Below are 20,322 nucleotides of genomic sequence, written 5' to 3'. Positions count from 1 at the left end.
CGGACCGCTCTACCTTGAGCTACAGCCCCGCGCAGTGGAGCTGGGTGGACTTGAACGCACCATCTGTCCGCTCACAAAAAACGATAGCAATCGGGGGAAAGCTCGCAAATCGTGCGGTGGGACGGGCTGGGGCTACGCGCCTGTGTCCCCTATGCGCCCGTCCACACATGCGCGTCGCCGCGCCATTCGACGAGGTGCGGGTCGTCGAGGGCCATGTCGGCGTCGCCGAGCCCCGCGCGCCGCAGGAACTCCATCAGGTCCCGGTCGCTGCGGGCGACGCCGACGTCCTGTCCGCGCACGGTGACCCGCCGTCCGCCGTCGGCGGCGGGCGGGTGGACGACGATGGGTGACTGCCAGGCCATGGCACCAGAGTGCGCCGTGCGGGGGCGCGGCGCAGCGCGGTTCACGGCCAATACGGGCGCACCCTGCCCCGAGATCCCTGCCGTAGTGTGGGGCGACCACACGGAGAATCGCACGGGGGAATGGTTGTGGAACAGGCATCCCGGGCCGCCGGCGCGGCCGTCCCGAAGGTCGTGGTGGTGGTTCCCACGTACAACGAACGGGAGAACCTGCCCCTCCTCGTCGACCTGCTCATGGACCTCGGTCTGCCGGGGCTGCACGTCCTCGTCGTCGACGACGGCTCGCCCGACGGCACCGGCGCCGTCGCGGACGGGATCGCGGCGGAGTCGGCGGGGGCCGTGGGCGTGCTGCATCGCACCGAGAAGGACGGCCTCGGACGTGCGTACGTAGCCGGGATGACCCGCGCCCTGGCCGAGGGCGCGGACGTGGTCGTCCAGATGGACGCCGATCTGTCGCACCCCGCCCAGACGCTGCCGGTCATGGTGCGCACCCTGCTGGAGGACGACGGCGTGGCCGTCGTCCTCGGCTCCCGCTACGTGGCCGGCGGGAAACTCGCCACCGAGTGGGCCTGGCACCGCAAGGCGCTCTCCGCCTGGGCGAACTTCTACGTCAACGCCGTCCTGCGGCTCGGCGTGAAGGACGCGACGGCCGGGTTCAAGGCGTGGCGGGGCGCCGCCCTGGAGGCGATCGACCTGCCGTCGGTCCGGAGCAACGGCTACTCCTTCCAGGTCGAGATGAACTTCCGGGCGGTCCGCCGCGGCATGCGGATCGTCGAGGTGCCGATCACCTTCGAGGAGCGCGTCAACGGCGAGTCCAAGCTCAGCCTGCGGGTGCAGGCCGAGTCGGCGATCACTCCGTGGAAGCTGCGGTTCGGCCGCCGGGGCGCGGGGAGCTGACGGCTCCCCGCGCCGGGGCCGGGCTCATCCCCCGAGGCCGGGGAACAGGGCGTGGAAGGGCTCCGCCGTCGCCGCGATGCCGCGGCTGTAGGGCGCGTCGAAGTCCCAGATGAGGAAGAGCAGGAAGGCGAAGAGGGCGGAGAAGAGGCCGGCGAGGATCAGCTCGCGCGGGGTGCGGCGGATCTGCAGCGCGAAGATCATGCCGATGGTGACGAGGCCTCCGGAGATCAGGCCGAACCAGACCACGCCGGGCATGGTCGCCCCCGCGCTGTCCGCGCGGGCGCCGCGCGCGTCGTCCGCGACCGCCACCTGGTCGACGAGTGGCTGGTACGCCTGGGCCTCGAAGTCCGACTTCGGCTGGTAATCGGTGACGTCGTGCCGCACGCGGGCCAGCAGTTCCGTGCCGCGGTCGGTGAGTTCGCCCTTGTCCTTCATGGTGTCCCACTCCGTGGTGACGACATGGCTGACATAGGTGTGGACGTCGGCGCGAATTCGCTCCCTGACCTCTTCCGGATAGACCCGCGCGCGCTCGGAGACCTCGTGCAGGGCCTGGGCCTCCACGCGTACGTGTTCCTGGGCGGCGCCGCGTGCCTCCCAGACGCCCGCGATGGCCAGGCCAAGGACGATGGCGTACACGACGCCGATCATCATCGTCATGTACTCGATGACGTCCGGCGTCTCGGACGCGTCGTAGTCCGCGCCCGTCCTGCGGTGCCGCAGCAGTGTCACGACGAGCACGACACCGCAAGCGGCGGCCATCGCGAGGGTGAGAACAAGCCATTCCGACATGGGACCTCCGGATGGTCAGCGCGGGCGGAGCGCGGCGACGGCGAGCACCGCGGGCGCGGTGACGAGCAGGGTGAGGGAGACGAGGGACGGGCCGCCGCGGGGCGGCCGCTTGCGGGTCGGGGTGCGGTACGCCGGATATGTCACAGGTGGCGGTGGCTTGACCGCTCTGCGGTGAACAGGGGCTTTGGGCTTGGGGGTTGGGGTCGCCTCGGGAGACGGGGGCGGGGTCCGGGAGGGCGTCGGCGGGGGTGCGGGAGCGGGGGTGCGCGGGGCGGCGGGCGCCGGTGGCGGAGGAGGTGATTCCGGTTCTCGCGGCTTCGGCGCCGGCGGGGACGGCGTCGGCGCGGGAGTCGGCGTCGGTTTCGGGGGCTTCGGGGTGGGCGTGGGCGTGGGTGTGGGCGTCGGGGTGGGCGTCGGCGTCGGCTTGGGGGGCCGGCAGGAGGTGCCGGCGACGGCCACCAGGTCGCCGTCCTGACTGATCGACGCGTACGCGCAACTGTCGGCGGGGACCGCGCCCGAGGCCGAGGACGCGCCCAGCGCGAGCGCCAGCGCGAGCAGCGCCAACACGCGCGTGATGAGGGGCGATAAGCCCCGTGGTGATCCGTGCACGACCGTGAGCATGGGCGGCGCGCACGCCTGCCACGCCGGAGTTGCCTCCGAATACCCCGAAGGAAGGAGGCGGGCCCGTCAAGGGTTTGACGGCGTGCGCCCCCAACTCGGGCGGCGCCCGCCCCCCTCGTGCCTGCCCCGCGCCTGCTCCGTGCCTGTTCCGCGTCGGCCTCGCGCCCGCCGTGTGCCCGCGCCCGTGCCCGCCCCGCGCAAAGAATCTTGCGAGGCCGTTGAACGCGGCGCCCGTTCCCACCCGTACCTAGGGCCATGTGTGACGCCACCGGGCGCCACAGCAACGGAGCCGACAGCGGGAGTTGGAGATGCGGCACCTTTCAGGGGGTTCCCCCCGGGCCTGGCGGAGCGCCTCGCTCGTAGCGACGGCTGCGGCCTTGCTGGCGTTGACGACGGCGTGCGGTCAGGACACCGGCGACCAGTCCACCAACGGCCAGAACGTGGGCAACGAGGCGCCCGCCAAGGACGACGGCTACGGCTATGGAGCAGACTCGGGCGACGCCGACAAGGGCGCGGACGCGAAGGCGGCGTCCGCCGGACAGCTCGCGGTCCGGGACAGCAAGAAGCTCGGCAAGGTCGTCACCGACAGCGAGGGCTTCACGCTCTACCGCTTCGACAAGGACACCGCGCAGCCACCCGAGTCCAACTGCGACGCGGCCTGTCTGAAGGCCTGGCCCGCCGTGGCCGCCGACGGCGCCAAGGCCGCCCCGGGCGTCGACGCCTCCCTGCTCGGCGAGGTCACCAACGCGGACGGTACCAAGCAGCTCACCATCGACGGCTGGCCGATGTACCGGTACGCGCAGGACACCAAGCCCGGCGACGCCAAGGGGCAGGGCGTGGGCGGGACTTGGTACGCCGCCGCCCCCGACGGCAAGAAGGCCGCGCCCGCGACCGCGGAGGCCGCCCCCGTCGACCCGGCGGGCCTGTCCACCCGCAAGGACCCCGAGCTCGGCGAGATCGTCGTCGACAAGAACGGCATGACCGTCTACCGCTTCACCAAGGACTCCGCCTGGCCGATGAAGTCGGCGTGCACCGGGCCCTGCCTCGACAAGTGGCCCGTCGTGGAGCCCGTCGCCAAGAACGACACCAAGGGCATCCTCAAGAAGGGCTTCGTCACCTTCGACAGGCCCGACGGCAAGAAGCAGCAGACGATCGACTGCTGGCCGCTGTACACCTTCGCGGGCGACAAGAAGCCCGGGGACACCAACGGCCAGGGCGTGGGCGGTACTTGGTACGCCGCGAGCCCCGAAGGGAAGGCGGTGGGCGCCCCCAAGTAGCCCGCCGCGACCCGTGCGCGGCACGGGCGGACCGGCCCGTTCCCTCCCATATCACAAGGAGGGGACGGGCCGGTCGCTGGTGTGGGATACGGCACTTGCCAAAGGCAGTGACCGAGAACGGACGGCCAATTTCCGTTTTGACTCGCTCCCTTGGCGGACGATCAGTAGCCTCACCCTCGAACATCGGATCGCCCGTGCCACCCCCCCTATGCCTTGGAGTCTTGATGGAGCGTCCCGCCTGGGCACCGCTCGGCATCGACATCTCGATGCCCAGCGTGTCCCGCATCTACGACTACTACCTGGGCGGCTCGCACAACTTCGAGGTGGACAGGGAGGCGGCCCGCAAGGCGATGGAGTTCATGCCGGGGCTGCCCAAGGTGATGCAGGCGAACCGTGCCTTCATGCGGCGTGCGGTGCGTCACGCCGTCGACCAGGGCGTCACGCAGTTCCTCGACATCGGCTCCGGCATCCCGACGTTCGGCAACGTCCACGAGGTGGCCCAGCAGGCCAGCCCCGACGCCCGGGTCGTCTACGTCGACCACGACCCCGTCGCCGTGGCACACGGCGAGGCCGTGCTCGACGGCGACGAACGGACCGCGGTCCTCGCCGCCGATCTGCGCAAGCCCCGGGACATTCTGGGCAGTTCGGAAGTCACCTCCCTCCTCGACCTGGACCGCCCCGTCGCCCTTCTCCTCGTCGCCGTCCTGCACTTCGTCGAGGACGCGTACGATCCTTACGCGGCGGTGGCCGAACTGCGGGACGCAACTGCGCCCGGCAGCCTGGTCGTCGTCACCCATGCCTCGTACGAAGGGATCCCGGTTCCCCCCGAACAGGCCGGCGGGACCGTCGGTGTATACAAGGACATCCGCAATCCACTGATCATGCGCTCGCGCGACGAGATCGCGCGGTTCTTCGAGGGATACGACATGGTGGAACCCGGCCTGGTGCCGATGCCGCACTGGCGGCCCGACACCGCGCCCGAGGAGGAGGATCCGTACTCCTTCTCGGGATTCGCGGGCGTGGGACGGAAGCGTTGAGCGGCGAGCAGGACGGACCCGAGGGAAGACTCCGCAGGTTCGCCACCATCTGGAGCCGCGCGATCTTCCCCGTGACGGCCACCTCGCTGACCCGTCCCGAGTTCGAGCAGCAACTCGTGCCGCTGGCACGGCGGTTGCGCGACGCGCTGCAGGCGCGGGTCTTCGACGCGGCAGAGGGGCAGGCTGTCGGCGCCGCGCTCATCGGCACGCACTGCACCGACCCCGAGGCGCTCAGCCGCACGCTCGACTGCGTCGACGCCTACCTGGTCCTGTACTGCGGCGGCGACGGACCCAAGGAGGAGCTGCGGGCGCGCTCCGCGCGGATCCAGCACGCGATGGCCGCGGGCTTCGCCCAGGCGCTGCGCGAGCGGACCCGCGCCGAGCAGGAGGCGATCTACCGGGCCGCCCTGAGCGCCCGCAGCGCCGTCGCCGAGGCCCTGCACGCCAGCGAGGCGCGCTTTCGCGCGGTCTTCCACGGCGCCGCGATCGGCATCGGGATCGCCGACCTCGACGGCACGGTCCTGGAGGTCAACGACGCGCTCATCCGTATGTTCGGCGGCCTGGAGCAGCATCTGCGCGGACGCAACGTGGGGGAGTGGACGCACCCCGACGACTCCCCGCACGTCTGGAGGCTCTACGAGGAGCTGGTCCGCGGCGAGCGCGAGCACTACCGCGTCGAAAAGGCCTTCTACCGCCCCGACGGCACGGTCCTGTGGACCAACCTGACCGTCTCGCTGCTGCGTGACGCCGACGGAGTGCCGCAGTACCAACTGGCGCTGATGGAGGACACCACCGAGCGCCGCCTCCTCAACCTCCGCCTGCGGTACGAGGCCACGCACGACGCGCTCACCGGACTCCCCAACCGCACCCTGTTCTTCGAGCGCCTGGAGAAGGTCCTCGCGGCGGGCCAGGACGCCCGGTTCGGGCTGTGCTATCTCGACCTCGACGGCTTCAAGACCGTCAACGACAGCCTGGGGCACGCGGCGGGGGACCGGCTGCTCGTCGAGGTCGCCGACCGGCTGCAGTCCTGCGCGACCGCCCCCGGCGAGATGGTGGCGCGGCTCGGCGGCGACGAGTTCGTGGCGCTCACCACCGGCCCCGACACCCAGCACGAGGTGGACGAGCTCGCGGGCCGCATCATGAACGCGCTCGCCGCCCCGATCCGCGTCGACGGCCGCGAACTGACCGTGCGCGGCAGCATCGGCATAGTCGAGGGCCCGGCGGGCGAGCGCGGTGCCGCCGAGGTGCTCCGCAGCGCCGACATCACGATGTACCGCGCCAAGTCCGCGGGCGGCAACCGCTACGAGCTCGCCGACCCCGAGGCCGACGCCCGCGCCATCACCCGGCACGGCCTGACCACCGCCCTGCCGACGGCCCTGGAGCGCGGCGAGTTCTTCATCGAGTACCAGCCGCTCGTGCACCTCGGCGACGGCAGCGTGCGCGGCGCGGAGGCGCTCGTGCGGTGGCTGCACCCGCAGCACGGTGTCATCGGCCCCGACCGGTTCATCCCGCTCGCCGAGCACACCGGCCTGATCGTGCCGCTCGGCCGCTGGGTCCTCGAGGAGTCCGTGCGCCAGGCCCGCCTGTGGGAGTCGCGGCATGCCGAAGCGGGTCCGCTGCGCGTCAACGTGAACCTCTCGCCCTGCCAGCTGACCCACCCCGGCCTGGTGTCCGACACGGTCGACATTCTGGAGCGGGAGGGCCTGGAGCCGGGCGCGCTGTGCCTGGAGGTCACCGAGTCCGCGCTGATAGGAGCCGACGACGACCTGCTCAAGCCGCTGCGCAGGCTCGCCGAGATGGGCGTGGACATCGCGCTCGACGACTTCGGCACGGGCTACTCCAACCTGGCCAACCTGCGCCGTCTTCCGGTGAGCGTGCTCAAGCTCGACCGCTCCTTCACGCAGGGCATGCAGCACTTCCCCGCCGATCCCGTCGACCTCAAGATCGTCGAGGGGATCGTTTCGCTCGCGCACAGCCTCGACCTCGCGGTCACCGTCGAGGGCGTCGAGACGGGCGCGCAGGCGGACCAGTTGCGGGAGCTCGGCTGCGACACGGCCCAGGGTTGGTACTACGCGCGCCCGGGCCCGCCCGACCGGCTGCACGAGCTGGCACTCGCGGACGCGACGGGCTGAGCGGTGATCCGTTGGGCGTACGCCTTCGTCGACCGGCCGCGTGACCGCTTCCCGCAGGCGTGTGCCTTCTGGGCGGCGGTCACCGGCACGCGGCTCTCCGAACCGCGGGGCCCCGGCGGCGAGTTCGTGACGCTGCTGCCGCGCGGGCCCGCCGACGCGTTCCTGAAGGCGCAGGCCGTGGGCGGGCCCGGCGGCGCACATGCCGACCTCGCGGTGGACGACCTCGGTGCCGCCGCGGTCCGCGCCCGCGTGCTCGGTGCCGCCCCGGTCTTCGCGGAGGACAGCCTCGAAGTGCTCCGTTCACCCGGCGGACTGTTGTTCTGTCTGGTGCCCTGGGAGGGGGAGGCGTCCCGGCCCGCGCCGGTCGAGGGGCCCGGCGGCGCCACCGCCCGCCTGGACCAGGTGTGCGTGGACGTCGCTCCGGAGACATTCGACGCGGAAGTCGCCTTCTGGGTGGCGCTCACCGGCTGGGAGTCCGTCGAGACGCGGCTCCCCGAGTTCCGTCGGGTGCTCTCGCCGTCCGCCCTGCCGCTGCGGATCCTGATGCAGCGCCTGGGCACACCAGGACAGCCCACCGGCGCACACCTCGACCTCGCCTGCTCGGACGTCGAAGCGGTGCGGGCCTGGCACGAGAGCCGTGGCGCGGAGTTCGTCTCGCGCGGCGCGGCCTGGCTGGTGATGCGGGACCCGGCGGGCGGCCTGTACTGCCTGACGACGCGCGACCCGGAGTCGGGCCGCCTGCCGTCACGGCGGAGCGCCGGGTGACGCCGGGGACGTCGTGGACGTCGGCGAGGGGCTCGGCGTCTCGACGGGAGCCGTGACGTTGTTCGCCCAGGCGGTCGCGAGGACGGTGACCGCCGCGGCGAGCGCCGCCACGAGGACGGTGACCGCCGGGGCCGCGAGCGAGGAAAGCCGCCGGAAGTTGCGGATGTGCCCCCACAGCAGATCCGCCCTGCGCACCAGGCGGATCTCCCAGTAGAGGGCGAGCCCGAGGGCCATGACGGTGCTCTGGGCGAGGAGCAGGAACACCGAGAGCGTCGTCGCGCCGGACGGCACCTGGAGCCGGGGCACGACGAGCAGGACCTGCACCGTCGACATGACCGCCCACAGCCAACCCGCCTTCGCCACCGGGCTGTTGCCGCGCAGCCAGGGGTAGAGATAGCCGTACGTGAAGCCATGGGCGAGCCATACGCAGGTCGCGCCGCCGCCGACGGTGATCGCCTCCGGGAGGCCGCTGTAGCCGCCGGACTGCCCTACCGTCCACACGGTCCAGGGCAGCGTGAGCAGCGCGGTCGCGGCGGCCGCCGCCGTGGCGTTGGTCCACGCGGGCCGCCCCGCGGAGCTGCCGAGCGCGGTGGCCCGCAGCCGGACGGTCTCGCGCGCCGCGTCGGACGCCGTGGGCCGCTTGAGGCTGCGCCACTTCTCGTCCCAGGTGTCGGCGGGCTGCGAGGCGTCGGCGAGTGCCGCGCGCGAGGAGGTGAGGAAGCGGTGGCGCCCCTCGGCGAAGAGCAGGGCGCGGGCGAGGGCGCCCATGCGCCGGGAGTGGGCGGAGCCGGACAGGGCGTGCAGTTCGGCTGCGCGGTCGGCGCGCCCCGGGGGCAGCAGGAGGAGGGCGCCGGCCCAGGCGGTGAGCAGCGCCGCGCCGGTGGTCCAGTACGGCAGCCAGCTCTCGGGCGAGCCGATGACGGTCGCGCTCGCGGCGAGCAGCAGGAGCGTCATGCAGTGGCCTCGGGCGGTGGGGCCCCATGTGCCCGGGCGGGTGCCGGTGTCGCGCAGGCGCAGCAGGAGGAGTGCGACGGCGGTGAGCCAGATGGTCTGGAGAGCGGGTTCCATGACGCGGATGCCCAGGATCGTCCCGTCACCCGGGCTCTGTCCGGTCAGTTGCATCAACAGGTCGGCGGTCAACGGCAGTTCGGAGGGGATCGAGCCCTGAAGGGGGTTGCGATAGGGCAGCAGCGCCAGGATCAGTACGACACCCAGCGCGAGGCGGCGGGGTCTGGACAGCCGGGGCCCGGCCAGCAGGACCGCGGCCGTGGCCCACGGCGCGAGCAGCACGAAGACGGTGGGCCAGCTCGCCAACAGGGTGAGGCGGGTGTACGTCTCGGGCGCGCCGGCGAACTGCCGCGTCAGGTTCCAGGGCAGAGCCTGCAGCACGACGACCGAGGCGACCGCGGCCCAGGTCGCGGCGGCGAGCGGCACGGCCAGGGTGCGCGACTGGCCTGCCCCGTGCGGCAGAAGCAGCACGCCGAGGACGGCGCCCGCGGCCAGTGAGGCGCAGGCCAGGCAGCGGACCACCGTCCCGGTCCAGTCGCCCCCGCCCATGGCCCAGGCCAGCAGGACGAGCGCCAGGGAGGGCGCGGCGACGGCGAGTGCCGGGCGCGCGGAGCGGCGTACGAAGGCGGTGACGAGAACCGGGAGGGTGAACAGCGCGATCCCGAGGAACACACCCTGGACGAGAGATTCCAGAGGCAGGGTCTGCTGGGTGAGTTCGTAGTACTCGAAGAGGCCGGCGCCCCACAGCCAGTTGAGCACGCTCCAATCGGGCAGGTAGAGATCCTCCAGGACGGCGCCGAGGGCAGCACACAGCAGGGCAGCGGTGCCGAGGGCCATGGAGCGGGAGCGGCGCCGGACCCCGGCCGCCGTCTGCGGCGTGCGCAGAAGTCCGGTCAGGGCGCCGCCCGTGGTCAGGCACAGGAAGAGGAGCGTGAGAAGCGCCTGGTGTTCCGAGGCGGGGTAGGAGCGTGCCGCGTCGGCCTCCTCCGGCTCGTCCGCCCTGGGGGCGACGAGCACGGCGGTCACCTGGGCCTGGTCACGTTCCAGGTCGAGGCGGAAGCCGACCGAGCGCGTGGTCTGCCGGTCCGGGCGGCCCTCGACGCTGAAGCCCCACTCCTTGGGCACGTGGAGAGACCAGGTCCACCGGCCGGGCAGGCGCGGCACCACTCCGCCGTCGCCGTCCGAGACGCGATCGGACAGGTAGTAGGGGGACAGCTGGCTGCCCTCCGCCGTACCCGTCGTGACGTCGTGCTCGGCGGTGACCGTGACGCGCCCGTTCCCGGTGGGCTGACTGACGGTGCACCAGTCGGGGAGTCCTGCCGTTTTCCCGCCGGCCGGGGCGGTGTCCTGTTCCAGTGCGGCGACGGGCTGCGCGGTGGCGTACCCGCCGGGCAGGACGTAGGCGACTTGAGGGAAGAGGTCGGGGGTGGCTCTGAGCTGCGCGACCAGGGGATCTTTCGCCTGCAGGGTCAGGCGGTAGCTGGACGTGATCCGCCATCCGCCGTCGGGCCCGGCTCGGCTGACGCGGACGGAGATCTCCCCGCTGCTGCCCCTGTCGGGGATGCGTGGGGCCACGTCGTGCGGCCCGGTCGGGAAGTCGGGGGCGGTCGTCGCCGGCTCGGGCTCGGGCTCGGCGTGGGCGTGCTCGTGCTCCTCCGTGAAGGCCTGCCGCCGCGCCGCCTCCCCCCACCCGTCCGCCCCCCACACCGCGCACCCCACGACCACCGCGCCCAGCACAAGGGCGAGGACGGCCCGCGCGGCCGTCCCGGCCCTGCCTCGCGCAGTCGGCATGGGCGTCCCCCCCCTCCCGCCACCGGGAGGGACACTGTAGAGCCGCGCGGGACCTGCCGGGAGCCTCAGTGTTCCAGGAGCATGCGTTGGAGTTCGCGGGCCGCCCTCGGCGGTGCCACGTCGCTGCGGTGGGCCAGGGCGATCGTGCGGTGCAGGCTCGGTCTGGACAGCGGGGTCACGCGCAGGCCGGAGCCCGAGCGCTCGGCGACCATGCGCGGCACGACGGCCACCCCGAGCCCCGCGCGCACGAAGCCGAGCACCGCGTCCATCTCGCCGCCCTCCACCGCGAACTCGGGCTCGAAGCCCTCGGCGCGGCAGGCGGCGACGGTGAGCTCGCGCAGGTCGTAGCCGTGGCGGAACATCACGAGGCGTTCGCCCTGCAGGTCCGCGATCCGTACCGAGTCGCCGAGTCCGCGCGAGCGGGGCGCCGACACCACGACCAGGTCCTCGCGCAGCAGCTCCACGGTCGTCAGTGCGGGCGAGGGGGTGGGCAGCGGGAGCACCACGAGGGCCAGGTCCAGGGCGCCGCGCGCCAGTTCGCGTACGAGATCGTGCGAGCCGCCCTCCTCGACGAGGAGCTGGATGCCGGGGTGCCGGTCGTGGAAGGCGCGCAGCACCTCGGGCAGCAGACCCGTGCACACGCTCGGCGTCGCGCCCAGGCGGATGCGGCCGCGGCGCAGCTGCGCGAGCTCCTGCACCTCGATGCGGGCGGTGTCCGCGTCCGCGAGGATCCTGCGGGCCAGCGGAAGGAGGGCTTCCCCCGCGTCGGTCAGCGCGATGTTGCCGCGCGCCCGGCTGAACAGCTCCGCGCCCAGCTCCTTCTCCAGGGCCCGGATCTGCTGCGAGAGCGAGGGCTGCGAGACGTGCACCGCCTCCGCGGCCCGCGTGAAGTGCCGGGTCTCGGCGACCGCGACGAAGTAGTGCAGCTGCTGGAATTGCATACCGGCACGATACGTCGCTCCATAGGCAACGGCTATCGAGATGAGCTGAACCATCTCTTGGACCGATCGGGACTTTCGGCCGTAGCGTCTGTGACATGGCTCTGGCAACGCGGACGGACAAACGGCCGTCCATGACCCGCACGCTCTGGGACTCCACCATCGGCAAGAAGACCGTGATGGCGGTGAGCGGCCTGATCATGCTGCTCTACCTGGTCGCGCACATGGTCGGAAACCTGAAGATCTTCTTCGGTCCCGAGGAGATCAATCACTACGCGCACTGGCTGCGCACGGTCGGCGAGCCGTTCATGCACTACGAGTGGACGCTCTGGCTGGTCCGCGCGGTCCTCGTCGTCGCGGTCGTCGCGCACGCCACCTCCGCGTACCAGCTGAGCCGTCGCGACATCAAGGCGCGCCCCACCAAGTACGTGCACAAGCGGCGTGAGGCGAGCTTCGCCACCCGCACCATGCGCTGGGGCGGGGTCATCCTCGGCCTCTTCATCGTCTGGCACATCCTCGACCTGACGACCGGCACCGTGCACCCGGGCACCTACCAGCACCTGCACCCGTACCAGAACATCATCGACACCTTCTCGACCTGGTACGGCAACGTCATCTACATCGTCGCCGTCGTCGCCCTCGGCTTCCACGTCCGGCACGGACTGTGGAGCGCCGCGCAGACCCTGGGCGTGGGCACCGCGACCCGCGACCGCGTCCTCAAGACCCTCGCGAACGGCCTCGCCCTGGTGCTCGTCGTGGGCTTCGTCTCCGTACCCGTGGCCGTCATGACCGGACTGGTGAGCTGACCCATGAACTACTCCAGTGAGTACGCCGACTACGCGACCGGCGAACCGGTCGTCGACACCAAGGCCCCCACCGGGCCGATCGCCGAGCGCTGGGACACCCGCCGCTTCCAGGCGAAGCTGGTCAACCCCGCCAACCGCCGCAAGCACACCGTGATCGTCGTCGGCACCGGCCTCGCGGGTGGCTCGGCGGGCGCCACGCTCGCCGAACAGGGCTACCACGTCGTGCAGTTCTGCTACCAGGACTCACCGCGCCGCGCCCACTCCATCGCCGCGCAGGGCGGCATCAACGCCGCGAAGAACTACCGCAACGACGGCGACTCGATCCACCGCCTCTTCTACGACACCGTCAAGGGCGGCGACTTCCGCGCCCGCGAGTCCAACGTGCACCGCCTCGCGCAGATCTCCGTCGAGATCATCGACCAGTGCGTCGCGCAGGGCGTGCCGTTCGCCCGTGAGTACGGCGGGCTCCTCGACACCCGCTCCTTCGGCGGCGTCCAGGTGTCCAGGACCTTCTACGCCCGCGGGCAGACGGGGCAGCAGCTGCTCCTCGGCGCCTACCAGGCGCTCAGCCGGCAGATCGCCGCGGGGAACGTGGAGATGCACCCGCGTACGGAGATGCTGGACCTGATCGTCGTCGACGGGCGCGCCCGCGGCATCGTCGCCCGCGACCTGATCACCGGCAAGATCGACACGTACTTCGCCGACGCCGTCGTCCTCGCCTCCGGTGGCTACGGCAACGTCTTCTACCTGTCGACCAACGCCATGAACTCCAACGCCACCGCCGTCTGGCGGGCCCACCGGCGCGGCGCCTACTTCGCCAACCCCTGCTTCACCCAGATCCACCCCACCTGCATCCCGCGCACCGGCGACCACCAGTCCAAGCTCACGCTGATGAGCGAGTCGCTGCGCAACGACGGCCGCATCTGGGTGCCCAAGGCCAAGGGCGACACCCGCCCCGCGGGCGAGATCCCCGAGGACGAGCGCGACTACTACCTGGAACGCATTTACCCCTCCTTCGGCAACCTCGTCCCGCGTGACATCGCGTCGCGCGCCGCCAAGAACGTCTGCGACGAGGGCCGCGGTGTGGGCCCCGGCGGCCAGGGCGTGTACCTCGACTTCGCCGACGCCATCCAGCGGATGGGCAAGAAGAAGGTCGAGGAGAAGTACGGCAACCTCTTCGACATGTACGAGCGGATCACCGCGGAGAACCCGTACGAGGTGCCGATGCGGATCTACCCCGCCGTGCACTACACGATGGGCGGCCTCTGGGTCGACTACGACCTGCAGACCACCGTCCCCGGGCTCTTCGCGATCGGCGAGGCCAACTTCTCCGACCACGGCGCGAACCGGCTCGGCGCGAGCGCCCTCATGCAGGGCCTCGCCGACGGCTACTTCGTGCTGCCGTCCACCATCAACGACTACCTCGCGCGCAACCCGCACAAGGACGAGGTGAGCGACGACCACCCTGTCGTGCAGGAGGTCCTCGCCGAGACCGAGGACCGCCTCAACCTCCTCCTGTCCGTGGACGGCGACCGCACCCCCGACTCCTTCCACCGCGAACTGGGCGAAGTCATGTGGGAGTTCTGCGGCATGGCGCGCACCGAGACGGGGCTGCGCAAGGCCCTGGAGCGCATCCCGCAGATCCGCGAGGAGTTCTGGCGCCGCATCAAGGTGCCCGGCACCGGGGAGGAGTTCAATCAGTCCCTGGAGAAGGCCAACCGCATCGTCGACTACCTCGAACTCGCCGAGCTGATGTGCCTCGACGCCCTGCACCGCGCCGAGTCCTGCGGCGGCCACTTCCGCGAGGAGTCCCAGACCTCCGACGGCGAGGCCGCCCGCGTCGACGAGGAGTTCTCGTACGCGGCCGCCTGGGAGTTCACCGCCAGCGGCGACGCCCCCGTCCTTCACAGAGAAGACCTCGTCTTCGAGTACGTCCACCCCACTCAGCGGAGCTACGCATGAAGCTCACCCTGCGCGTCTGGCGCCAGAAGAACGCCGACGCCGACGGCGCGATGTCCACGTACGAAGTGGACGGCATCTCCTCCGACATGTCCTTCCTGGAGATGCTCGACACCCTCAACGAAGAGCTCATCGTCAAGGGCGACGACCCCGTCGCCTTCGACCACGACTGCCGCGAGGGCATCTGCGGTGCCTGCTCGCTCGTCATCAACGGCGACGCGCACGGCCCCGAGCGCACCACCACCTGCCAGCTCCACATGCGGTCCTTCAAGGACGGCGACACGATCGACATCGAGCCGTGGCGCGCCGCCGCCTTCCCGGTCGTCAAGGACCTGGTGGTGGACCGCTCGGCCTTCGACCGCATCATCCAGTCCGGCGGCTACATCAGCGCCAACACCGGTTCCGCGCCCGAGGCGCACGCCACCCCCGTGCCCAAGCCGGACGCCGACTCCGCCTTCGAGCACGCGGAGTGCATCGGCTGCGGGGCGTGCGTGGCCGCCTGCCCCAACGGCTCGGCGATGCTGTTCACCTCCGCCAAGGTCAACCATCTCAACGTGCTTCCGCAGGGCGCCCCCGAGCGGGAGACTCGCGTCCTGGACATGGTGGCGCAGATGGACGAGGAGGGCTTCGGCGGCTGCACGCTGACCGGGGAGTGCGCGACCGCATGCCCGAAGGGCATTCCGCTGCCCTCCATCGCCGCCATGAACAAGGAGTGGCTGCGGGCCACTCGGAAGGTGAGCCGGTAGTTCTCCGACGGGGCCGGTGGGAATCCATGGGTCTGATGTGGCTGATCGCGCAGTTCCCCGTGCCCCTGCGGGGCGCGTAGCTTCGGCCCCATGTATCCGGGAGCGTACGAACCCTCCAGGCCCGCCGTCGTCACCGCCGACGGCACACGGGCCCTCAGCTACGGACAACTCGAAGAACGCTCCCTGCGGCTCGCGGACCATCTGCGGGCCGCGGGACTGCGTCGGGGCGACCACTTCGCCCTGCTCTGCGACAACGACCCGCGCGCGCTGGAGATCTACTGGGCCGCCCTGCGCTCGGGCCTCTATCTCACCGCCGTCAACCACCACTTGAGCGCGGACGACGCCGCGTACATCGTGCGGGACTGCGGGGCCCGCGTGCTGATCGTCTCCGGCTCGCTCGCCGAACTGGGCCAGCGCCTGAGGGAGTTGGCGGGCGGCCCGCCGCACGTGCTCGGCCTCGACGACGGTACGTACGACAAGGCGCTGGACGCAGCGTCCGCCGTGCCGCCGCGCAGGCAGCCGCTCGGCACCGACATGCTCTACTCCTCCGGCACCACGGGCCGGCCCAAGGGCGTCAAGCCGCCGCTGCCCGAGGGGGACGTGCGCGAGCAGCCCACGACGTACACCGTCGTCTTCCAGGCCATGTACGGCTTCGGCGAGGACACCGTCTACCTCTGCCCCGCGCCGATCTACCACGCGGCGCCCCTGCGCTTCTGCGGCGTGGTGACCGCGCTCGGCGGCACCGTCGTCCTGATGGACTCCTTCGACGCCGAAGCGGCCCTCGCGGCCGTCGAGCGGCATCGGGTGACGCACAGTCAGTGGGTGCCGACGATGTTCGTGCGCATGCTGAAGCTGCCCGCCGAGGTGCGCGAGCGCTACGACACCTCGTCGATGAAGATCGCCATCCATGCCGCCGCGCCCTGTCCCGTCGAGGTCAAGCGGCGGATGATGGAGTGGTGGGGGCCCGTCCTGTACGAGTACTACTCCTCGACGGAGGGCAACGGCATCACCTTCATCTCGCCCGAGGAGTGGCTGCGCAAGCCCGGCTCCGTCGGGCGCGACGGCTTCCTCGGGAACCTGCGGATCTGCGACGAGGAGGGCCGCGTCCTGCCGCCCGGCCAGACCGGCACCGTCTACTTCGAGCGCGACGAGACGCCCTTCCGCTACCACGGCGACGAGGCCCGCACCCGTGAGGCCCAGCACCCCCAGCACCCGAACTGGACCACCACGGGCGACATCGGCCACGTCGACGAGGACGGCTACCTCTTCCTCACCGACCGCAAGGCCTTCATGATCATCTCGGGTGGCGTGAACGTCTATCCGCAGGAGGCCGAGGACGTCCTCGTGCTGCACCCCGCCGTCGCCGACGTGGCAGTCGTCGGGGTGCCGGACGCCGATATGGGCGAGACGGTCAAGGCGGTCGTCCAGGTCGAGCCCGGCATCACCCCGGGGCCCGAACTGGCGCGTGAGCTCGTCGCGTTCGCGCGCGAGCGGATGGCCCACTACAAGGCCCCCCGCAGCGTCGACTTCACCGAGCGCCTGCCGCGCACGCCCACGGGCAAGCTGGCGAAGTCCCGGCTGCGCGACGCCTACCGGAACGCGTGATCAGCCGAGCCGCGCCGCGAGACGGCCGCGGTAGTGGTCCACCACCACCGCGACCATGATCACGCCACCGGTGATCATCTGCCGCTGGAAGTCCGAGACGCCCATCAGCAGAAGGCCGTTGGTGAGCACGCCGAGCAGACACGCGCCGAGCAGTGTGCCGATCATGGAGCCCTTGCCGCCGGACAGCGACGCCCCGCCGATCACCACGGCCGCGATGGCGCTGAGTTCGTAGCCGCCGCCGAGGATCGGCGACGCGATGTTCAGGCGCGCCATGTACGTGATCGCGGCGATGCCGACACAGAACCCCGCGATCACGAAGACCGCCACCTTCACCACGGAGGTGCGGTGCCCGGACAGGCGTACCGCCTCCTCGTTCGAGCCGATCGCGAGGGCGAGGCGCCCGAACACCGTCCGCGTCAGCACCAGATGGCCGACCGCGACCATGGCGAGCGCGATCCAGAAGAGGGCCGGGACGCCGAGCAGCGTCGAGGTGCCGAAGCGGCTGAAGCCCTGCGGGAAGTCGTACTGCGTCCTGGCGTCGGTGTAGTCGAGGGCGGCGCCCCGGGCGATGTTGAGCATGCCGAGCGTGACGATGAAGGAGGGGACGCGCCAGCGCTCCGACACGAAGCCGTTGACCAGGCCGCAGGCCATGCCGACGGCGACGGCCACCAGGACGGCCAGCGTCACCGCCGCGCCCACCGAGAGGTCCTCGTTCGTGAGCACGTCGCCCGCGACCACCGCCGAGAGCGCCATCACCGAACCGACCGACAGATCGATGCCTCCGACCAGGATGACGAAGGTCAGGCCCACCGCCAGCATCGTGTTCAGGGTGATCTCGGTGGCGATGTTGGTGAGGTTGCCGGTGGTGGCGAACTTCGGCGCGGCCGACGTGAAGACGGCCACCAGGGCGAGCAGGGCGATCCCGGTGCCCGCCTCGCCCATCGCCCGGCGGGCGAGGGAGCCGACCGTGGAGCGGTCTTCGAGGGGACGCGGGGCGGCGGGCGGAGCGGACGTCATGCGGGGGCACCCTTCGTCGTACCGTCGGCCGAGCCGTTCCCGTTCGTGTAGCCGGAGTAGGCCAGCGCGAGGATGTGGGAACTGTCGAAGTCGGCGCGGGCCACCTCGCCCGCGACCCGGCCGCGCGAGAAGACGAGCAGACGGTCGCAGATGCCCATCAGCTCCGGCAGGTCGGAGGAGACGACGAGGAGCGCCCTGCCGTCCGCCGCGAGGTCGACGAGCTGCTGGTGGATCTCGTACCGCGCGCCCACGTCGATGCCGCGCGTCGGCTCGTCCACCACCAGGACGTCGGCGCCCGCCAGCAGCCATCTGCCGAGGACCACCTTCTGCTGGTTGCCGCCCGACAGCGTACGAACGACCGTGCGCACCCCGGGAGTTCGCACCCGCAGCCGCTCCACCGTCTCGCGCGCGATGCGGTCCTCCGCGCCGCGCCGCAGCAGCCCCGCGCGCGAGACCCGGCCCGTCGCGGCGAGCGTCACGTTCGCCGACAGCGGCAGATCCAGGACGAGGCCCTGCCCCTTGCGGTCCTCCGTCAGCAGGCTGATGCCGTGCCGCACGGCGTCGCGCGGTCCCCTGATCCGCACCGGCCTGCCCTTCACCAGGACCTGCCCGCCGATCGCGCGGTCGGCGCCGAACAGCGCCCGCACGGTCTCCGTGCGCCCCGAACCCACCAGGCCCGCCACGCCCACCACTTCACCGGCGCGCAGCGCGAACGAGACCGGGGCGCCGCCGCGCGGCGTGAGACCCCGCACGCGCAGCAGCTCGGGCCCCGGCGTGCGCGGCACGTACGGCGGGTACTCCCGCTCCATGTCGCGGCCGACCATCAGCCGGATCACCTCGGCGGTGTCCGTGCCCGCGACGTCCTTGGTCACCACATGACGGCCGTTGCGCAACACCGTCATCCGGTCGGCGAGTTCGAAGACCTCCTCCAGATGGTGGGAGATGAACAGGACCGCCGTGCCGCGCCCGGTCAGGGACCGCAGCAGCGCGAAGAGGCGCCGGGTCTCGCGCGGGGTGAGGGTCGCCGTCGGCTCGTCCATCACCAGGACCCGGCACTCCTGGTGCAGCGTGCGCGCGATCTCCAGGAGCTGCATCTGCGCGATGCCGAGCCGCTCCACCTCGGTCTGCGGCCGCACCTCCAGACCGACCTCGGCGAGCAGCTCCCGGGCGCCGCGGTGCAGGGCGCGCCGGTCCACAAAGCCGTGGCGGCGCGGCAGACGCCGCAGGAAGAGGTTCTCGGCGACGGAGAGGTGCGGCACCAGGTGGAACTCCTGGTGCACCACCTGCACGCCGGCCCGCATCGCCGCCGCCGCGTCACCCGGTGCGTAGGGCGCGCCGCCGAGCCGCATCGTGCCGCTGTCCGGCGGCTGCGTGCCCGCGAGGATCCTCACGAGGGTCGACTTGCCCGCGCCGTTCTCCCCGACGAGGGCGTGCACCTCGCCGGGGACCAGATCCAGGCGGACGCCGTCGAGGGCGAGGACTCCGGGGAACGCCTTCGAGACGTCCGCGACCTCCAGGACGGGTCCGTCGCCGCGGTCCTTCGCGCGTACGTCCATGCCACACACCCGCCGTCAGTTCAGATCGTCGGCGGTGACGACCTTGACGTCGGTCTTCACCCAGCCCGTCGGCTCGTCGCCCTCGATCGCCTTCATCGCCTGGTCGATGCCGTCGGCCGCCTGCTTCGCCGCGTACTGGTCGACCGTCGCGACGACCCGGCCCTTCTTCACGTACGGGCGGATGGCCTCGATGTTGTCGAACGAGGCGATCTTCACGGAGGCGGCGGCCTTCTTGGCGTCGACGGCCTTCAACGCGCCCAGCGCCATCGAGTCGTTGGAGGCGAGGACGCCCTTGATGCCCGGATGCGCGGTGAGCATGTTGCCCAGCACGTTGTACGCCTCGTCCGTCTCCCAGTGCGCCGTCTTGGAGGAGACCACCTTCAGGCCGCCCGCCTTGGCAGCGGCGCGGAAACCGGCGGCGCGCTGACGCGCGTTGTCGGCGCCGGGGCTGCCTTCCAGGAGGGCGACCTCGGCCCCCTTGCCGAGCTCCTTGGCCAGGACGTCGCCCGAGAGACGGGCGCCCCGTTCGTTGTCGGGGCCGACGAAGGGGACCTTCATGCCGGCGGCCTTGAGGGCGCCGTCGTCGAGCTTCACGTCGATGTTGATGACCTTCAGGCCCTGCTTCTCGGCCCGTTGGAGGGGCGCGACCAGGGCGCGGGAGTCGGCGGGCGCGATCACGAGGGCGTCGGCGCGGTCGGTGACACAGCGGTTGATCGCCGCGACCTGACCGTCGATGTCCGTCTCGTTCTGGATGCCGCTGGTCTTCAGGCCGAGGTCGTCCCGCTTCTTCGCGTGCGCCTTCGCGCCCTTCTCCATCACCTGGAAGTACTCGTTGCCCAGCGACTTCATCACCAGACACACGGTGTGGCGCCCGCCGTCGCCGGGCTTGTCGGCGGCCGAGCCCTCGCCCTCCTGTCCGCAGGCGGTCAGGGCCGCCGCGGCACCGAGGGCACAGGCGAGGGTGAGAGCGGTGGTGCGGTGCTTCATCGCGTAACTGCCTTCCAGTGGTGGGGGATGGC

The 20,322-nt window shown here is 71.6% G+C and carries 17 protein-coding genes; 9 read left to right on the top strand and 8 right to left on the bottom strand.

Features of this window, described 5'->3' with window-relative positions:
* Window positions 1-149 precede the first annotated feature (149 nt).
* Entirely contained in the window at window positions 150-362 is a 213-nt protein-coding gene (locus tag ACZ4D5_RS41145; protein WP_467777634.1) for a hypothetical protein, read from the bottom strand.
* A gap of 120 nt (window positions 363-482) precedes the next feature.
* Here ACZ4D5_RS41145 and ACZ4D5_RS41140 point away from each other — a divergent pair, with 120 nt between their 5' ends.
* Window positions 483-1,256 (top strand): polyprenol monophosphomannose synthase, encoded by a 774-nt coding sequence (locus tag ACZ4D5_RS41140; protein WP_467777633.1) that lies wholly within the window; start codon window positions 483-485, stop codon window positions 1,254-1,256.
* Window positions 1,257-1,280: 24 nt separating this feature from the next.
* Here the strand turns inward: ACZ4D5_RS41140 and ACZ4D5_RS41135 are convergent, their stop codons facing one another.
* Together ACZ4D5_RS41135 and ACZ4D5_RS41130 are read right to left on the bottom strand one after the other, a co-directional pair.
* Window positions 1,281-2,045, bottom strand: coding sequence for a bestrophin-like domain (locus tag ACZ4D5_RS41135; RefSeq protein WP_467777632.1), 765 nt, complete (start codon window positions 2,043-2,045; stop codon window positions 1,281-1,283).
* A 15-nt stretch (window positions 2,046-2,060) separates the two neighbouring features.
* Window positions 2,061-2,189, bottom strand: a complete 129-nt coding sequence (locus ACZ4D5_RS41130; protein ID WP_467777631.1) for a hypothetical protein — start codon at window positions 2,187-2,189, stop codon at window positions 2,061-2,063.
* 785 nt (window positions 2,190-2,974) lie between these two features.
* Here ACZ4D5_RS41130 and ACZ4D5_RS41125 point away from each other — a divergent pair.
* The 4 genes from ACZ4D5_RS41125 to ACZ4D5_RS41110 all read left to right on the top strand — a co-directional run bounded on the left by ACZ4D5_RS41125 (window position 2,975) and on the right by ACZ4D5_RS41110 (window position 7,877).
* Window positions 2,975-3,943 (top strand): SCO0930 family lipoprotein, encoded by a 969-nt coding sequence (locus ACZ4D5_RS41125; protein ID WP_467777630.1) that lies wholly within the window; start codon window positions 2,975-2,977, stop codon window positions 3,941-3,943.
* 224 nt (window positions 3,944-4,167) lie between these two features.
* Window positions 4,168-4,980 carry an SAM-dependent methyltransferase gene (locus tag ACZ4D5_RS41120; RefSeq protein WP_467777629.1) on the top strand — a complete coding sequence of 271 codons (813 nt, stop codon included), beginning with the start codon at window positions 4,168-4,170 and terminating at the stop codon, window positions 4,978-4,980.
* Window positions 4,977-7,112, top strand: coding sequence for a putative bifunctional diguanylate cyclase/phosphodiesterase (locus tag ACZ4D5_RS41115; RefSeq protein WP_467777628.1), 2,136 nt, complete (start codon window positions 4,977-4,979; stop codon window positions 7,110-7,112). Before ACZ4D5_RS41120 ends, ACZ4D5_RS41115 begins: the two co-directional genes overlap by 4 nt.
* A gap of 3 nt (window positions 7,113-7,115) precedes the next feature.
* Complete coding sequence (locus ACZ4D5_RS41110; protein ID WP_467777627.1) at window positions 7,116-7,877, top strand: VOC family protein; 762 nt, start codon at window positions 7,116-7,118, stop codon at window positions 7,875-7,877.
* Here the strand turns inward: ACZ4D5_RS41110 and ACZ4D5_RS41105 are convergent.
* Both ACZ4D5_RS41105 and ACZ4D5_RS41100 read right to left on the bottom strand, forming a co-directional pair.
* Window positions 7,857-10,676 (bottom strand): hypothetical protein, encoded by a 2,820-nt coding sequence (locus ACZ4D5_RS41105; protein WP_467777626.1) that lies wholly within the window; start codon window positions 10,674-10,676, stop codon window positions 7,857-7,859. The genes ACZ4D5_RS41110 and ACZ4D5_RS41105 overlap by 21 nt on opposite strands.
* A 65-nt stretch (window positions 10,677-10,741) precedes the next feature.
* Window positions 10,742-11,617 carry a LysR family transcriptional regulator gene (locus ACZ4D5_RS41100; RefSeq protein ID WP_467777625.1) on the bottom strand — a complete coding sequence of 292 codons (876 nt, stop codon included), beginning with the start codon at window positions 11,615-11,617 and terminating at the stop codon, window positions 10,742-10,744.
* A 95-nt stretch (window positions 11,618-11,712) separates the two neighbouring features.
* Between ACZ4D5_RS41100 and ACZ4D5_RS41095 the strand changes: the two genes are divergently transcribed.
* The 4 genes from ACZ4D5_RS41095 (at window position 11,713) to ACZ4D5_RS41080 (ending at window position 16,730) form a co-directional block, all read left to right on the top strand.
* Entirely contained in the window at window positions 11,713-12,420 is a 708-nt protein-coding gene (locus ACZ4D5_RS41095; protein ID WP_467777624.1) for a succinate dehydrogenase, read from the top strand.
* Between the two features lie 3 nt (window positions 12,421-12,423).
* Window positions 12,424-14,382 (top strand): fumarate reductase/succinate dehydrogenase flavoprotein subunit, encoded by a 1,959-nt coding sequence (locus ACZ4D5_RS41090; protein ID WP_467777623.1) that lies wholly within the window; start codon window positions 12,424-12,426, stop codon window positions 14,380-14,382.
* A complete protein-coding gene (locus ACZ4D5_RS41085; RefSeq protein WP_467777622.1) occupies window positions 14,379-15,125 on the top strand; it encodes a succinate dehydrogenase/fumarate reductase iron-sulfur subunit in 747 nt (248 codons plus the stop codon). Before ACZ4D5_RS41090 ends, ACZ4D5_RS41085 begins: the two co-directional genes overlap by 4 nt.
* A gap of 90 nt (window positions 15,126-15,215) precedes the next feature.
* Window positions 15,216-16,730 carry an acyl-CoA synthetase gene (locus ACZ4D5_RS41080; protein WP_467777621.1) on the top strand — a complete coding sequence of 505 codons (1,515 nt, stop codon included), beginning with the start codon at window positions 15,216-15,218 and terminating at the stop codon, window positions 16,728-16,730.
* Here ACZ4D5_RS41080 and ACZ4D5_RS41075 read toward each other — a convergent pair whose 3' ends face one another.
* From ACZ4D5_RS41075 to ACZ4D5_RS41065, 3 genes are read right to left on the bottom strand one after another with little or no spacing between them, the layout of a single operon-like run.
* Window positions 16,731-17,747 carry an ABC transporter permease gene (locus tag ACZ4D5_RS41075; protein ID WP_467777620.1) on the bottom strand — a complete coding sequence of 339 codons (1,017 nt, stop codon included), beginning with the start codon at window positions 17,745-17,747 and terminating at the stop codon, window positions 16,731-16,733.
* Complete coding sequence (locus ACZ4D5_RS41070) at window positions 17,744-19,303, bottom strand: sugar ABC transporter ATP-binding protein (RefSeq protein ID WP_467777619.1); 1,560 nt, start codon at window positions 19,301-19,303, stop codon at window positions 17,744-17,746. The genes ACZ4D5_RS41075 and ACZ4D5_RS41070 overlap by 4 nt, the downstream gene beginning before the upstream one ends.
* Before the next feature lie 15 nt (window positions 19,304-19,318).
* Window positions 19,319-20,290 (bottom strand): substrate-binding domain-containing protein, encoded by a 972-nt coding sequence (locus ACZ4D5_RS41065; protein ID WP_467777618.1) that lies wholly within the window; start codon window positions 20,288-20,290, stop codon window positions 19,319-19,321.
* Window positions 20,291-20,322 lie beyond the last annotated feature (32 nt).

The sequence above is a fragment of the Streptomyces sp. NPDC025651 genome, from assembly GCF_055558735.1.
This window is presented reverse-complemented; position numbering and strand designations above follow the sequence as displayed.

Coding starts and splice junctions, on each gene's coding strand:
- ACZ4D5_RS41135 (WP_467777632.1), bottom strand. CDS start 2,045: ATGTCGGAATGGCTTGTTCTCACCCTCGCGATGGCCGCCGCTTGCGGT.
- ACZ4D5_RS41125 (WP_467777630.1), top strand. CDS start 2,975: ATGCGGCACCTTTCAGGGGGTTCCCCCCGGGCCTGGCGGAGCGCCTCG.
- ACZ4D5_RS41140 (WP_467777633.1), top strand. CDS start 483: ATGGTTGTGGAACAGGCATCCCGGGCCGCCGGCGCGGCCGTCCCGAAG.
- ACZ4D5_RS41105 (WP_467777626.1), bottom strand. CDS start 10,676: ATGCCGACTGCGCGAGGCAGGGCCGGGACGGCCGCGCGGGCCGTCCTC.
- ACZ4D5_RS41080 (WP_467777621.1), top strand. CDS start 15,216: ATGTATCCGGGAGCGTACGAACCCTCCAGGCCCGCCGTCGTCACCGCC.
- ACZ4D5_RS41065 (WP_467777618.1), bottom strand. CDS start 20,290: ATGAAGCACCGCACCACCGCTCTCACCCTCGCCTGTGCCCTCGGTGCC.
- ACZ4D5_RS41075 (WP_467777620.1), bottom strand. CDS start 17,747: ATGACGTCCGCTCCGCCCGCCGCCCCGCGTCCCCTCGAAGACCGCTCC.
- ACZ4D5_RS41070 (WP_467777619.1), bottom strand. CDS start 19,303: ATGGACGTACGCGCGAAGGACCGCGGCGACGGACCCGTCCTGGAGGTC.
- ACZ4D5_RS41100 (WP_467777625.1), bottom strand. CDS start 11,617: ATGCAATTCCAGCAGCTGCACTACTTCGTCGCGGTCGCCGAGACCCGG.
- ACZ4D5_RS41145 (WP_467777634.1), bottom strand. CDS start 362: ATGGCCTGGCAGTCACCCATCGTCGTCCACCCGCCCGCCGCCGACGGC.
- ACZ4D5_RS41120 (WP_467777629.1), top strand. CDS start 4,168: ATGGAGCGTCCCGCCTGGGCACCGCTCGGCATCGACATCTCGATGCCC.
- ACZ4D5_RS41090 (WP_467777623.1), top strand. CDS start 12,424: ATGAACTACTCCAGTGAGTACGCCGACTACGCGACCGGCGAACCGGTC.
- ACZ4D5_RS41095 (WP_467777624.1), top strand. CDS start 11,713: ATGGCTCTGGCAACGCGGACGGACAAACGGCCGTCCATGACCCGCACG.
- ACZ4D5_RS41085 (WP_467777622.1), top strand. CDS start 14,379: ATGAAGCTCACCCTGCGCGTCTGGCGCCAGAAGAACGCCGACGCCGAC.